Here is a 13,940-nt window from a genome sequence, read left to right on the forward strand (position 1 = left end):
AAATAAATCCAGCCACCCAATATAAATCAATAACATAATGCACTTTATGTTTGCCAACAACTTGTCCGAATTAAAATGGTTTAAATAGGGACAATCAACAATCGCGGGGACAGCATCTAGGGCAATAAATTGCGCTAATTCCTTCAAAAATTAGGTATTTCAGACGAAGTAAATTGGCCCATAGTGCTTGGGATGTGTTCTGGGTGAGGCTTTTGAAGTGATATAAGCAGTTGTCAGTTACTGTTAAAGTGCTGGCAGCTTGACGCAAAGTGCCGTCGTCGCTTTTCGAGATGTTCGCAGTAATCTGTCAGTTCTTGCAGCGTGCCCACCGGACCATGAAATAGTTTGCCAAACTCGGTGGTCAGTTTGAGCCAGTTCTCATGGGGGATATTTAATCTTGTCAGTAACTTGGCGCTACTTTCACTGATGCATCCACGTTTATCGTTGCGAATAATTCGGCCTGTATCTTCCACCAATTGAAGGTAATCCGTTAATGAAAACCCAATGCCATTGGGTTGGTTGTCGCACTCGTGACCAATAAATGGCAGGAGATTGCTCGGCTGCTCACCTCTTAATACGGCACGAATACGTAGTTGAATACTGGTATGGTCGGATTGTTCTGGTGTATCAGTTAGTTGTGCTCTGATGGGATTCAAATCGACGTAAGTCATACAGGCTAATACCGCGGCTTCATCGAGTAGGGCCTGAGATTTGAACCGACCTTCCCAAAAACGACCTGTGCAGTTATCTTCTTGATTTGCTTGCCTTGCAATCGGCTCATTCAAACAGCGCATAAACCATGAAATATCACACAAACGACTGCGATAAAGGGCGATGGAATGCTTTAATCTGTTGACCTCATAGGCTTCAACTAACTCACCTTTAACGAATTTTTGCGTTAACTCATCGCCTTTAAACAACTTATGCCACTGCTCAAGCACTTCGCGGTCAGTCCAGCGATTAGCACTGTCGATATCGACCCGCAGCACCACATGCAGATGATTCGACATTACCGCAAATGCTGCGATATCGATGGCAAAAACTGCTTCAAGTTCAAACAATAATGACTCCACCCAAGCGCGGCGATGGTCATAGTTTTTACCCGAGTAACTATCATCGCCACATAAAAAAGCCCGCCGAACAACGCGGCTACAGCAATGGTAATAGGGTGTGTCTTCAAGGCTTATCTGGGTTCTGCGAGGGCGCGGCATACAAACCTCCTTGTTTAATGCTTAACCAAAGCATAGTCGGAGGTTAGCTACCGCGCTATTAAGGCTGGGTGTCCAACTTTAGGGGAGGCCGATAAACGCGCAAACTAATGAGTGTAAAACACTCAAAAGCATCTAAATTTAAATACGACTGTATACCCATACATTGTTAGTCGCTTTACGCTTGGGCCAAACATTAGGTAAATAGATGAGATTTTGTAGGGCAACTCATTCGTCAGTTTTCGATTCACTAAACAAGTGCTAAGAAGCTTTGGGGCAAAAAGCTTTTAGCCAATGAACAGTTCAATGATCGTAAAGATTGCCATTGTTGCAACTGTGATCGTTGGCGGCATGGATGCCGCCGTCGAGCCCTCAGGGATGAGTTTATGGCGTGTCACAGGGGAAACAATGGCAATTCATCCTACACACCNTAAACATTGTAGAAAAGGCTGCGTACCGAAAAGAACGCTGCCATAGGCCAACTAATTGGTTACGCTTTGCTAAACGATCGCCGAAGATCAAAACAGCTTAGGCTAAATTTGTAGCCAATCTGATTTAAATCGTGCTAAATCTTTCATTCATCAATCTATGTTGAATCAGTGCCATTTGCAGGCCCCAACAAAAATGCAAGGAATTATATGCCCACGTCTATCTTGCAAGCGGTAAAGCTCACCCGCTTCGCTTTGTTATCTACACCATTAAGTTCACACAACGTAGGCTCGATCATTTTTGGCGGAATATTGCTAGCAGTGACACCATTAATGGTAAATGCCGCGCCACAACGGGGCGTCAGCTTCCCTCCGAATGCCCAGGCTATAGAAGCCCTTATCGATTCTACTGTTAATCCTTTAATGAACGAATATGGGATCCCTGGGATTGCAATCGGGGTAAGTATCAATGGACAACAGTATTTCTTTTCTTATGGTGTCAGTTCAAAAAAGACAGGGGAAAAGGTGAATGAAAATACCCTATTTGAGATTGGTTCTATCAGTAAAACTTTTACCGCGACCCTCGCAACATACGCTCAACTTGAGGGTAAACTGACGCTAACAGATAAGGTAAGCCAATATCTGCCTGAATTAACCGATAGCCATTTTGACCAGATCAATCTCATTCATTTAGCCACCCATACTGCGGGAAATCTGCCCATGCAGGTCCCTGATAATATAACCAATAATGCTGAGTTAATAAGCTATTTAAAAGCCTGGCAACCAGCTTATGCCGCAGGTACTCACCGCAATTATGCCAATCCCAGCATTGGTCTTCTCGGTGTGATCGCGGCAAAGCAGCTTGGTCAAGGTTTTCCTGAGGCCGTAGAGCAAACTCTCTTTCGACAACTTGGCATGACAAACAGCTATTTTATGGTTCCAACCAATAAAATGACTGACTACGCCCAAGGCTACAATAAGCAAGATCAGCCAGTACGCCTCAATCCCGGAGTGTTCGCCGATGAGGCCTACGGAATAAAAACGACGGTTGTAGATCTGCTCCGTTTTGTTGAAACCAATATGCAGCAGCATTCGGTGCCTGCAAGGTTGCAACGTGCCATTGATGCCACCCATACGGGCTATTTTGATGTCGGCATGATGACTCAAGCGATGATTTGGGAGCAATATCCGTATCCTATTGCCCTTGATAAGCTCCTCACTGGACATACTCAAGATGTAGTGTTTGGCAGCATGCCAGTGAAAGCCATTACACCACCCCAAGCGCAACAGCAAAATGTCTGGATAAATAAGACTGGCTCAACGGGTGGTTTTGCTGCGTATGTGGCTTATATTCCAGCTAAAAAGCTGGCATTGGTGTTATTGAGCAATAAAAATTATCCCGTGCCGCCACGGGTAACCGCGGGTTACCAGATATTAACAGGCTTAGAAACACTGCAAAATTAATATCGCGTCATCATATTTCAGCCCAAACCGCGCTTGCCAAAATGGAGAGGTTTTCTCTCCATTCAATTTCTCTGCCACGAATATCTCGTTATTGATCAAAACCCATGTTAATAAAAGTGTTATATTGTTGACTTAAAAATCCACCCTTTATCAATTACAAAACCTGATTAACAAGATAAACACCAAGTGTAAGCTTAGTTTTACAGCCATAAAAGCATAGAAAAACTTATGTGTTAGATGAAAAAATATTCCTGAAAATCAAGACGATTAGCCATTGAACTACTCAATTTTGGGCGTAAGATGCGCGCCATTGTTCAACTGTGCTTTTTTACGGAATTATGATGTCAGGCGAAAAACCGTCTTTAATCTCATCAAAAGCGTCGGCTTCATCAGCAGGAAGTACCACTCGATTGCTCTTTATGCTGGTCTTTATGGTGGCCTGTGGACAAATGGCTCAAACGATTTTTGTGCCAGCACTCCCGCTGATTGCCCAAGGTTTAGCCGTCGATGCAAGCAAGCTACAAGCAGTCATGGCCTGTTATCTGCTCGCCTACGGTTTATGTCAATTTATCTATGGCCCATTATCTGACCGCTATGGGCGAAAACTCCCATTGTTGGTTGGTATTGGGATTTTTATGATCGGCGCGTTAATTGCCACACAAGCCACAAGCTTTAATCAGTTAATTTGCGCGAGTCTGCTTCAAGGCCTAGGCACAGCCAGTGCCGGCGCCCTGTGCCGCAGCATTCCTAGGGATCATTACTTTGGCGATAACTTAGTTAAATTTAATAGCTATGTGTCCATGGCGGTGGTGTTTTTACCCTTGGTGGCGCCCTTCTTAGGGAGCCTTGCTTCAGCCTACTTAGGTTGGCAAGCCGTTTACTGGGTGTTATTTGGGTTTGGCGTCTTGGTTTGGTTACTGCTTTGTTTTTGTTTTAAAGAGTCTTTACCAAAAGACAAACGAGAGCAACAACCAGTGTTCGCCTCCTATCGCCATGTGCTACGCCACCGCAGCTTTAGGGCATATCTATTTTCATTAATCGCCACCTTTGCGGGGATTGCCGCCTTTGAAGCCATTGCGGGTGTGCTCTATGGCCAATATTTGCAACTCTCATCTTTTATGGTGAGCTGTTATTTTGTGGCGCCTATCCCCGGCTATTTACTCGGTGCACTGGTAGCAGGAAGACAAAAACAAGCACAACGAACCGTATTTCAAGGTGTTGCCTTGCTCGGTGCTGGCGCATTGTTTATGTTGATCCCTGGGTTGTTTCAACTGGTTGTAGGCTGGAGTTTGTTGATAGGCTCAATTTTATTTTTCAGCGGCGCCGGCATGTTATTTCCGACATTAACCTCGGCTGCGTTAGAACCTTTTCCTCGTCAAGCGGGCATTGCGGGGGCTTTGCTCGGTGGTTTACAAAACTTTGGCGCAGGGCTGGCGGCATTAACTATGTCGCTTGTACCTATGGGAGGCCAGTTAAGTATCGGTTTACTGAGCGCGCTGATGGTGCTTTTAGTGATTGTGGCCTTACATTATGCCCGAGATCAAAACGATACCCATCAAACACTATTGCCGCAAAAAACCTGAGGTTTGCTCTATCAAAATAACAAAGCCCACTTATGTGGGCTTTAGTTTTATCTGATGCTTATCGATTACAGGATCCGTCTTAGTAAAAAGTCTGCTTTTAATCTTCTAATACGATTCATAATCTTCTTCACCGGATCGGGATAGCTTTGCAAAGTATCCACTTGGCTATAGTGATATAACCTCTGTGTATGCTCAAGAATATGCGCTTGCTCGGCCTCAAATTGCGCCTTCCAGCTACCTGTTTCATCGTGGATCAAGAGCCCATTCTCTAAATCCAACGCCCATGCTCTAGGGTTTAGATTTGAGCCTGTGATCAAATGCTTACGCCCATCGGCACTGATACCTTTGAGGTGGTAACTGTTGATCCCATGCTTCCACAGGTGAATATTGAGCTGGCCATTATCAATCGCCCACTGCTGACGTTTGGCAAATTTACGCAGCGACTGTTCATATAAATACGGCAAGGCACCGATGGTGGAAAAATCTTGCTCAGGTGGAATATAAAAGTCATTCGCCGTTTTATCGCCGACGACAATATCAATCCGTTTGCCGTTGCGCAGATGTTTAGCTAAGGCACGGACTAATATATAAGGAGGGTTAAAGTAAGGTGTGCAGATAAAGAGTCTATCTTTTGACTCCTCAACCATCGCAATAACCGCTTTATTCAATAAATTATGTTTACGGCCTAAGCCCAGTAATGGTGTTACCCGATTACCTGTCCGAGTTGCGTTAAACTCGTACTGTGCCTGTGACAAACGTAATTTAAAGCTGCGCACATCGGTTTTAGGCGGTAACACTTCCTGCTGCGCATCTTGAGTAAGCGATGTCACTGCTGGATCGGCAATGATATAACGTTGGATCATTGCGCGCATGCTGCGTGCCAGCTCTGCTGACTCAATCACATGGTAGCGGTCGAAACGGTATTTATCGTTTTGCTGTAGATAGATATTATTAAGACTTGCACCGCTATAAATCACGGCATCATCAATTACAAAGCCTTTAAGGTGTAATACACCCATAAATTCACGGGATTTGACTGGTACGCCCATAATCTCGATTGGATATTCAGCTTCAGCCATCACTTTGCGGTACATCAAATAATTACCGCTATCACCCTTATGGCCAATCAAGCCACGTCTAGCACGGTGAAAATCGACCAAAATTTTGATATCTAACGCAGGATTTTTAGCCTTCGCCGTCATCAAGGCCTGTAAAATCTCCCGCCCTGCTTCATCATCTTCTAAATAGAGTGCAGCGATGTAAATGCTGTTCTTGGCATTTTCGATGCGAGTAAGTAACTCTGCCTTAAATCGGCATGGCGTAAGCAACCACGTTAAAGCCTCGGGTTGAACGGCTATTCCACCAAGCTTATCTAGCAAGGCATCCTCCTTTAAACATGCTGACCACCCCGATAGGAAGCGCTTGGGGTCAGTGACAAAAACATCACAGCAATCTGTGTTAATTCTGGGTAGGCTTCTGTCACTGCCAGCCTGATTGTTTGTTCTACTTTAAGATGAATATCAGGGTCTACCGGAAACCAAAGCAATTCGATTTGGACAAAACGCTGATCAATTCTACCATTACGGTAACTGATGCTGGGGATCCAATCTAATGTAAAACTCTCTGCTTTACCTTTACATATAGCCGCCAAAGACTGCAGTAATGTTTGGCTAAGCTCTGCAACGACTGCCTGGGGTAAGCCGCGCATACTAATATGAGGCATGGTTTTAGTGGTTACCTAAGATCCTAAAATCGTAAGGGGTAGAAATTACCGACTTCACTGCAACTCGGCAAGACTTTTCGATGAAAAGAGCGCGGCGTAACGCCTATTTTGCTGGTAATTTGAGCTGAAACAAGTCATTGGCAATAATAAGTGTAAAATTACGTCGGTTCAGCCTAAATATATACGAGCAGACAAGCCGACTTCAACGACTAACCAAATACGCTTGCACTCTTTATCGGTTGCTCATTTTGCTTATCTACATAGGGTGCCCAAAATGGTAGTTTAATCACAAAATATGGGTTGCTCCTAATGCAAGCATGCCCGTTTTGCGTGTTTTAGCGTAAACTAAAACGTCACCAGTCAACACTCTAAAACTCTATGAATAAAAAAATCCTGTTAACCCTCGCACTGACTTTAGCTTTAGCGTGGGGCATTTTTCATTTTAAAGCGCAACTTGGATTACTCATTTTGCCACTTTTTATTGGCTTGGTTTTATTTGTTACCCTAAGGTTGTATCGTCTGATGGAAAAAGATGATGGCAGTCATGACCGCTAATTAAGAGAGTAAACATACAACAGACATGGAAACGTTCTCCCCATTATTCAATTTACAGCGTTCGGCAGGCATATTGCTAACGGTAGTAGCAACAGCCCTATTACCACATCAGCTGTGGGCTACGACTGCAGATATTCAACATGCGATCTTGAGTCAACAAATTAATGATATTGCACCACGTCACTCGCAAATTGCGCTGCTGGCACTGGATATGGCGAACAGTAAACAGCTTTATAGCCAGCAAGCTGATACCTTGTTTATCCCCGCAAGCACACAAAAGGTCCTTACTGCCGTCACAGCATTGGCCAACCTTGGGGCCGATTTTCGTTATGTGACTGAGCTGTGGAGCGATGCCCCTATTCGCCAAGGCCATATTGCGGGAAGTGTCTATCTGCGCTTTAGTGGCGATCCTACCCTCACTCAAGACGATCTTAAGGCCTTGTTTGCCCACCTACAAAAACAGGGCATCAACAGTATTGACGGGCATCTTTATCTTATCGGTGATAAACAAGAGCAATTACAAGCTCCTGGCTGGGTGTGGGACGACCTCGGCATTTGTTTTGCGGCGCCAGTGTCGAGTTACATCATCAATCAAAACTGTGTTTATGGGCAATTCGTTCCAAGCTCGAACAAGCATTCCTCTGAGGTCAAATTAAGGGTATCTAGTTTTGGGGTAAAGGTCAGCAGTGACGCGATATTCTCTCCCAAAGCTAGCCATGATTTTTGTCAGCTCGATTTAGTGCGACTTGGGCAAAATCAATATCACCTTCGGGGATGTTATCCGGGCAGTGAGGCTATTCCCCTCGCTATTGCAATAACCGATCCTGAAAAATTCGCCATGGATACGTTAACGGCCACACTCAAGGGGGAAATGTCGCTCTCGGGTAAAGTTAAAATTGGCAACGCAATACCTTCAAAGGCAAAACTTATCGCCAGTCACAGTAGTGCGCCTTTGCCGGAGTTGTTAAAGACTATGTTGCTTAAGTCGGATAATCTGATCGCCGACAGCCTGTTTAAGTTAGTCGGACAACGCTATTACCAAACCCAAGGAAACTTTACCAATGGTGCGGCGGCCATGCGCCATATCCTTAGCGATTTGGGAGTCGATTTAACCCACGCCAATATCGTCGATGGTTCAGGGCTTTCTCGTTATAACTTATTGAGCGCAAGGCAATTAGCCAATGTGCTTACACTAATTTATCAAGATGCCCGCTTTCACAGCCTGATTGACAGTTTGCCCGAGGCGGGAGTCAGCGGTACGCTAAAATATCGACTGGGTTACACTCAACCACCGCTCAAAAACCGTGTTTTTGCCAAGACAGGTTCAATGCAAGGGGTTGCCAATTTAGCTGGTTTTATTCGAATACCACAGCGGGATATCTTATTTGTGGTGCTTGAGAATGGCATTAGTCCTGAAACGAAAAAACAACGCACGCCTGCGTTTAGCGCTGACTTTTTGACTCGTCTCATAACTACAGTTGAACAACAGGCACAAACAAACCAAACATCGACTAAAGAACTCAACACGGTTAAATTAATTGACTGACAAAACTAAAAAGCACTGATAAATCAGTGCTTTTTACATCATTTATCTCACCAACCCAAACTTAGAATAATTCTGCTGGCATTGCCATAGTACTGGCATCACCCGCACGCACTTGCGCTAAATGATAATCGGCCTTAGGCAATAACTTATCAAAATAGAATTTAGCGAGGTAAGCTTTTTGCTCGGCAAAGTTTTTATCCTCTGCGCTAGGGACCTTATCCAACATGGCTAGCCAATAAAAACCATATAAGCTGTAACCAAAGGCATCTAAAAAGTCGACTGCACAAGCATTGATTAACGCAGGTTGAGTCAGTTTTTGCTCATTGATCGATTCGGCCACATGGACTAAAGCATCTAAACGAGCACAAACGGCGGCAACTTTTACACCGTCGACCTGTGTAAATTCACGCATTTGTGCTTTTAATTCGGCCACAAACTCTTTTAGCGTCGCTAAGTTGTCGCCAGTGACTTTTCGACCTAGAAAGTCAATGGCTTGAATACCATTTGTGCCTTCATAGATTTGCGCAATGCGGGTATCACGTACCAATTGCTCAATGCCTGTTTCACGAATATAACCATGTCCACCAAAGACTTGCTGCGCCATGATAGTCGCGTCTAAACCACGGTCAGTTAAAAACGCTTTAGCAACGGGAGTTAATAACCCCACATAGCGTGCAGCTTTAGCTTTAACCTCATCTTGAGCATATTTCGCCAAATCGAGCTGTTTGCCGGTAAATATGGATAAGGCACGTCCCGCTTCTGTCATCGCGCGGATTGTCAGTAGCATACGGCGCACATCGCCATGGACGATAATAGGATCAGAATCGCTCCCCGTGGGTGAGCCACCGGCAGCAACGCCTTGATTGCGCTCTTTAGCATAATCGGCGGCCATTTGATATGCGGCTTGTGCGCTGCCAAGCCCTTGAATACCAATAGCTAAACGTTCGTAGTTCATCATGGTGAACATACAAACCAAGCCACGATTAGGCTGGCCAATCAGATAACCCTTTGCTTCATCAAAATTCATCACACAGGTTGCTGAGCCTTTAAGGCCCATCTTGTGCTCGATTGACCCCACGCTAACACCGTTAGCCTCACCTAAGCTGCCATCATCATTAACCGTGATTTTGGGTACGAGGAACAGTGAAATACCTTTGCTTTCTGGTAATTTTGCCAGCACTAAGTGAATGACGTTTTCAGTGAGATCGTGATCGCCACCAGTAATAAAAATTTTGCTGCCACTAATCGCATAACTGCCGTCCTCCAATGGAATAGCGCGAGTGCGAATATTACGCAGATCAGAGCCAGCTTGTGGCTCTGTCATATCCATCGCTCCAGCCCATTCACCAGAATATAACTTGGGTAAATAAGCTTGTTTTAATGCTTCGCTACCGTGGGCATTGATACACAAAGCTGCCCCCGCGGTTAATGAGCCATAAAGCGTAAACGCGTTGCAGGCACTGTAGGCCATTTCATCCACTAATACACCAAGCATTTTGGGCATGCCCATACCACCAAACTCAGGCTCACCACATAGGCCTACCCAACCACCTTCAGAATATTGCTTATATACGGCTTTATACCCCTCGGGGGTAATCACACCATTATCTTGGTGTAAAACGCCTTGCTCATCACCAGCACGGTTTAGCGGATGGATTAATTCAGCACTGATTTTTGCCGCTTCTTCAAGGATTGCATTGGCCGTATCCATATCAACCATTTCTGCAATCTCAGGTAATTGTGACCACGTATTTGGGGCATCAAAAACCTGTTCCAGTAAGAAACGCATATCTGCTAACGGGGCTTGGTAAGGATTCATTGGGAGACTCTTAAACGTAGGATTTAAACAGTTGTTTTAATTTATACCAGTTCTATACAGAAAACAATCTCATTACAAATTCACTTTGATGCTAAGCACTAATCTACGCAACATAACAGAGTGAAGAACAGGCAATAAAAAACCCTTAAGTGACCTTAAGGGTTATAGTGTAGCGAGAAGTAAACTAGGTTGTCGTCGGCTTAGCTCACGATTAACGTATTGATTACCACATTAAATCGTCAGGGATCGCATAATCAGCATAAGGATCATCTTCGACTTCTACGACCTTGCCCGCATCCTGTTGCCACAAATAGCCGCACCATTGTGGCACCAATAGATTCACGCGTTCGGCAAGCTTGTGGGGGACGAGGTAGCTCTTATCTTCGTATCGAACAATCCCTAATTGGCCTTTAAGCAATTCGGATTGAATTTTCTCATCGATATAGACAGAGTAAATTTTATTGTCGAGCGTATAGTTGAATTTGATCTCGGCATGACTTGGGATCTTGATAGCAAATTGCGTGAACTCACTCACTAATCCACGCACTTGTCCTCGGGCCGTTGCCTCTGCAAAGCGTTGTTCATTGAGGGCTTTGTCTTTTTCAGCTTGTAAGCGTTTTTGCTCGGCAATCTCAAGTTTTAACGCGCTTGAGCCGTCGTCAACCCGCGCCTTTTTATCGCGACGCTTTTGCGTTTTTACATCACGCACTTTTTGTTTACTGGCAAGTCCAGCTTTCAGTAGCTGCTCTTGTAATGCATTCGCCATGGATTTTCACCCGATTTTCTATTAAATAAATGAGTTATAACTATTTAGTTACTGCCCTTTGCTTGCTAATTCACCTAAGGCAGTCATCGCGATACTGGCACCGCCCAGTGACCAACCTCCATCGACGGGAAGTACAACACCCGTGATATAGGATGCCAGCTCAGAGCCTAAAAATAACGCTGCGTTGGCAATATCTTGCCCTTCCCCATTGCGTTTTAACGGTACCGATTGCGCCACTTGTTGCTGTAGTGCAGCGCTCGGCGCTAAACGATTAAAGCCTTCGGTGCCTGTAATCGGGCCTGGAATAATGGAGTTAATTCGAATGCCTTCACAGCCCCATTCAATAGCTAAGGTTCGCGTCAGCATGTCAACCCCCGCTTTTGCCGCACAAACATGGGCCTGCATTGGCATCGCAATCGATGCCTGTGGCGCAGAAATTTGAATAATATTCCCCTGTGGGCGACGCAGTAAAGGATAAGCTGTTTTCAGTACTTGGAAACTGCCCAATAAATCAATATCCATTACGGCTTTAAAACCATTCGCCGAAAGCTTAGCGGCAGTTGCTGGAAAATTGCCCGCAGCGCCGCTCACCAATACATCAATAAAACCAAATTCTGAGGCGATGGTTTCAAAGCCCTGTTCTACTGCGGCTAAATCCCTTACATCAAAACTCACCCCAAGATGGATCCCATCTGGATTCGCCTGTTTGAGCTGTAACACCGCAGCATCGACTTTATCTTGGCTGCGACTCGCCACCGCCACATTGGCTCCCGCATGGGCAAACGCAATGGCAATTGCGAGGTTTATACCACTGGTACCACCGACAACGACAACATTCTTACCCTGATAATTAAACATCGTAGTATTGAGCATGGACGTTCTCCGTGAACGGTTAAAGTTTGTCGCGAATACGAACCTTAACAGCTAAATAGTGTGCTGTTCAGTATACTAAAGCAAAGATTGGTGAATCGCCTGCAGCGCAGCCAGAGGATCTGTCGCCTTAGTGATCGGACGACCAATCACTAAATAATCAGAACCGGCAGCAAGCGCCTCAGGCGGCGTCATCACACGGTGTTGGTCGCCAACCTCACTACCCACAGGGCGAATGCCGGGTGTAATAAGTTTAAAATCTTGACCTAATAAAGACTTAAGCACGCTCGCTTCTTGGGCTGAACAGACAACACCATCAAGTCCGGCCTGTTTAGTCAATTTAGCTAAACGCTGAACATGCTCAAATGCTGGCACATCAATGCCGATGAGCTTCAGATCGTCATCGCTCATAGAGGTTAATACCGTCACAGCAATCAGCATTGGCGCCTCGTTACCGTAAGGCTGCAAAGCCTTTTTCGCCGCTTCCATCATCGCTAAGCCGCCACTGGCATGGACATTCGTCATCCACACACCAAGTTCCGCTGCAGCAGCAACCGCTTTCGCAACCGTATTAGGAATATCGTGAAATTTTAAGTCGAGGAAAAGATCGAAGCCACGGTCATGGATATCTTTAACCAATTGCGGGCCGAACAGGGTAAACATTTCTTTGCCAACTTTCAGGCGACACATGTTGGGATCGAGTTGATCTATCAATTGTAAAGCGTGGTTTTTATTATCGTAATCAAGCGCTACGAGGATAGGTTTAGTCGTCATCATCTCTCCAACAGGGTTACACTAACTAGATATTTAAAAAAGTTATTCACCGTCCAAGCCTCTGATCCGTTTAATGGTGCCCCACTTTTTGCAAGAAGGACAATGCCAATATAGTGTATGGGATGGGAAACCACATTCTTTACAGCGGTAGCTTGGCCGGAATTTAATTTGTTGTTCAACAAGTTGCTCAAGCATTGTCAAACTTTGTTTAGCTTGCCCTTCTTCTGCTTGGCGTAGATGCATTTGCATTAAGTGCTGAAAACCCTTCATGGTCGGATGGCGATAAAGCGCATCGAGCACCATGTTTTCAGCAGCTTTAATCTCATCAAGGCTTATCATATGTTGGGCAAGCGCCACCACTACGGATGCGCCAGCACCTTCAGCCATAGCGCCAGCTAATAACTCTTGATAGCCCTCTTTATCTTGAGTATCGCGATATACTTCTTTAGCCGTCGGCAGTGCATCAGCAAAAAGCTCAATATCGGCCTTTTTTAATGCTATCAGCATGGATTTACACTGACTGTAATCCTTCGCATCGAGAAATTTCTTGGCAAGAGTCAATAAGGCTCGGCCACATTTGGGATCTTGTTTTAAGGCTTGTTGCAGTAGCTTGACCTTCTCAGCATCATCACTGGTTTCATCGGCAAGTTGGCAATAAAAATGCGCTGTTATCGGTTTGAGTACGAGTTGACGTTTACGGCTTAAACGTTTGGTGATATCGATGGCTTTTTGCCATTCCTTTATCACTTGGTAAATCGCAATCAGCTGAGTTTCAGACTCTTCGCTATGATCATCTTGACTCACCAAATTCAGAAAAATTTCTTCAGCACGGTCGTAAAATCCCGCGGCAAGATAGTCTTTGCCCAGCTCCATCATGGCGATATCGCGCTGCTCATTGGTGAGCGTAGGACGGGCAATTAAGTTTTGATGGATACGAATCGAGCGGTCAACCTCACCACGCTTACGGAATAAGGAACCGAGGGAAAGATGGGTGTCGATGGTTTCATCGTCTACATCAAGCATACTGATGAACAAGTCGACCGCTTTGTCCGACTCGTTAGACAATAAGTAATTTAAGCCGGTGAAGTAATCACGACTTAATTGTTTACGCTGATTGCTCTGATTTTGCCTTATGCTCCGCCGCCCCATATACCAACCGTAACCGGCAGCAATAGGAAGCAACAGGAAGAGGATCTCAAGCATA

Annotated in this window: 11 protein-coding genes; 3 read left to right on the forward strand and 8 right to left on the reverse strand. The window is 45.1% G+C overall.

The genetic code is table 11. The features are described from left to right. Nucleotides 1-233: 233 nt before the first annotated feature. Nucleotides 234-1,211 (reverse strand): transposase, encoded by a 978-nt coding sequence (locus tag IEY09_RS06380; protein ID WP_188870334.1) that lies wholly within the window; start codon nt 1,209-1,211, stop codon nt 234-236. 758 nt (nt 1,212-1,969) lie between these two features. On the opposite strand from IEY09_RS06380, the gene ampC reads away from it, so the two are divergent. After that, nucleotides 1,970-3,100, forward strand: coding sequence for a class C beta-lactamase (gene ampC / locus IEY09_RS06385; RefSeq protein WP_229777761.1), 1,131 nt, complete (start codon nt 1,970-1,972; stop codon nt 3,098-3,100). Nucleotides 3,101-3,438: 338 nt separating this feature from the next. Further along, the gene (gene emrD / locus IEY09_RS06390) at nt 3,439-4,683 is read left to right on the forward strand and encodes a multidrug efflux MFS transporter EmrD (protein WP_188870338.1); all 1,245 of its coding nucleotides are present in this window, start codon (nt 3,439-3,441) and stop codon (nt 4,681-4,683) included. Nucleotides 4,684-4,748: 65 nt separating this feature from the next. On the opposite strand, the gene pssA is transcribed toward emrD, so the two are convergent. Continuing rightward, entirely contained in the window at nt 4,749-6,062 is a 1,314-nt protein-coding gene (gene pssA, locus IEY09_RS06395) for a CDP-diacylglycerol--serine O-phosphatidyltransferase (protein ID WP_037428083.1), read from the reverse strand. A gap of 11 nt (nt 6,063-6,073) precedes the next feature. Continuing rightward, entirely contained in the window at nt 6,074-6,406 is a 333-nt protein-coding gene (locus IEY09_RS06400; RefSeq protein ID WP_011072371.1) for a DUF1904 domain-containing protein, read from the reverse strand. Between the two features lie 580 nt (nt 6,407-6,986). Between IEY09_RS06400 and dacB the strand changes: the two genes are divergently transcribed. Continuing rightward, on the forward strand, nt 6,987-8,507 hold the full coding sequence (gene dacB, locus IEY09_RS06405) for a D-alanyl-D-alanine carboxypeptidase/D-alanyl-D-alanine endopeptidase (protein WP_188870340.1): 1,521 nt from the start codon (nt 6,987-6,989) through the stop codon (nt 8,505-8,507). 61 nt (nt 8,508-8,568) lie between these two features. Here dacB and IEY09_RS06410 read toward each other — a convergent pair whose 3' ends face one another. The 5 genes from IEY09_RS06410 to lapB all read right to left on the reverse strand — a co-directional run bounded on the left by IEY09_RS06410 (nt 8,569) and on the right by lapB (nt 13,939). After that, nucleotides 8,569-10,326: an acyl-CoA dehydrogenase family protein gene (locus IEY09_RS06410; RefSeq protein WP_037428085.1), complete on the reverse strand. Its 1,758-nt coding sequence runs from the start codon at nt 10,324-10,326 to the stop codon at nt 8,569-8,571. A gap of 223 nt (nt 10,327-10,549) precedes the next feature. Beyond that, entirely contained in the window at nt 10,550-11,092 is a 543-nt protein-coding gene (locus IEY09_RS06415) for a DUF2058 domain-containing protein (RefSeq protein ID WP_037418914.1), read from the reverse strand. 48 nt (nt 11,093-11,140) lie between these two features. Continuing rightward, nucleotides 11,141-11,965, reverse strand: coding sequence for an SDR family oxidoreductase (locus tag IEY09_RS06420; RefSeq protein ID WP_188870342.1), 825 nt, complete (start codon nt 11,963-11,965; stop codon nt 11,141-11,143). Nucleotides 11,966-12,040: 75 nt separating this feature from the next. Beyond that, nucleotides 12,041-12,736 carry an orotidine-5'-phosphate decarboxylase gene (gene pyrF, locus IEY09_RS06425; RefSeq protein WP_188870344.1) on the reverse strand — a complete coding sequence of 232 codons (696 nt, stop codon included), beginning with the start codon at nt 12,734-12,736 and terminating at the stop codon, nt 12,041-12,043. Nucleotides 12,737-12,778: 42 nt separating this feature from the next. After that, entirely contained in the window at nt 12,779-13,939 is a 1,161-nt protein-coding gene (gene lapB / locus IEY09_RS06430) for a lipopolysaccharide assembly protein LapB (protein WP_037418905.1), read from the reverse strand. Between the last annotated feature and the right edge of the window lies 1 nt (nt 13,940).

Source organism: Shewanella xiamenensis (assembly GCF_014647135.1).
Lineage (GTDB): Bacteria > Pseudomonadota > Gammaproteobacteria > Enterobacterales > Shewanellaceae > Shewanella > Shewanella xiamenensis.

Excerpts from the sequence above, each read along its gene's own strand:
- IEY09_RS06380 (WP_188870334.1), bottom strand. The coding sequence starts at position 1,211 with ATGCCGCGCCCTCGCAGAACCCAGATAAGCCTTGAAGACACACCCTAT.
- ampC (WP_229777761.1), top strand. The coding sequence starts at position 1,970 with ATGGTAAATGCCGCGCCACAACGGGGCGTCAGCTTCCCTCCGAATGCC.
- emrD (WP_188870338.1), top strand. The coding sequence starts at position 3,439 with ATGATGTCAGGCGAAAAACCGTCTTTAATCTCATCAAAAGCGTCGGCT.
- IEY09_RS06400 (WP_011072371.1), bottom strand. The coding sequence starts at position 6,406 with ATGCCTCATATTAGTATGCGCGGCTTACCCCAGGCAGTCGTTGCAGAG.
- dacB (WP_188870340.1), top strand. The coding sequence starts at position 6,987 with ATGGAAACGTTCTCCCCATTATTCAATTTACAGCGTTCGGCAGGCATA.
- IEY09_RS06410 (WP_037428085.1), bottom strand. The coding sequence starts at position 10,326 with ATGAATCCTTACCAAGCCCCGTTAGCAGATATGCGTTTCTTACTGGAA.
- IEY09_RS06415 (WP_037418914.1), bottom strand. The coding sequence starts at position 11,092 with ATGGCGAATGCATTACAAGAGCAGCTACTGAAAGCTGGACTTGCCAGT.
- IEY09_RS06420 (WP_188870342.1), bottom strand. The coding sequence starts at position 11,965 with ATGCTCAATACTACGATGTTTAATTATCAGGGTAAGAATGTTGTCGTT.
- pyrF (WP_188870344.1), bottom strand. The coding sequence starts at position 12,736 with ATGACGACTAAACCTATCCTCGTAGCGCTTGATTACGATAATAAAAAC.
- lapB (WP_037418905.1), bottom strand. The coding sequence starts at position 13,939 with ATGCTTGAGATCCTCTTCCTGTTGCTTCCTATTGCTGCCGGTTACGGT.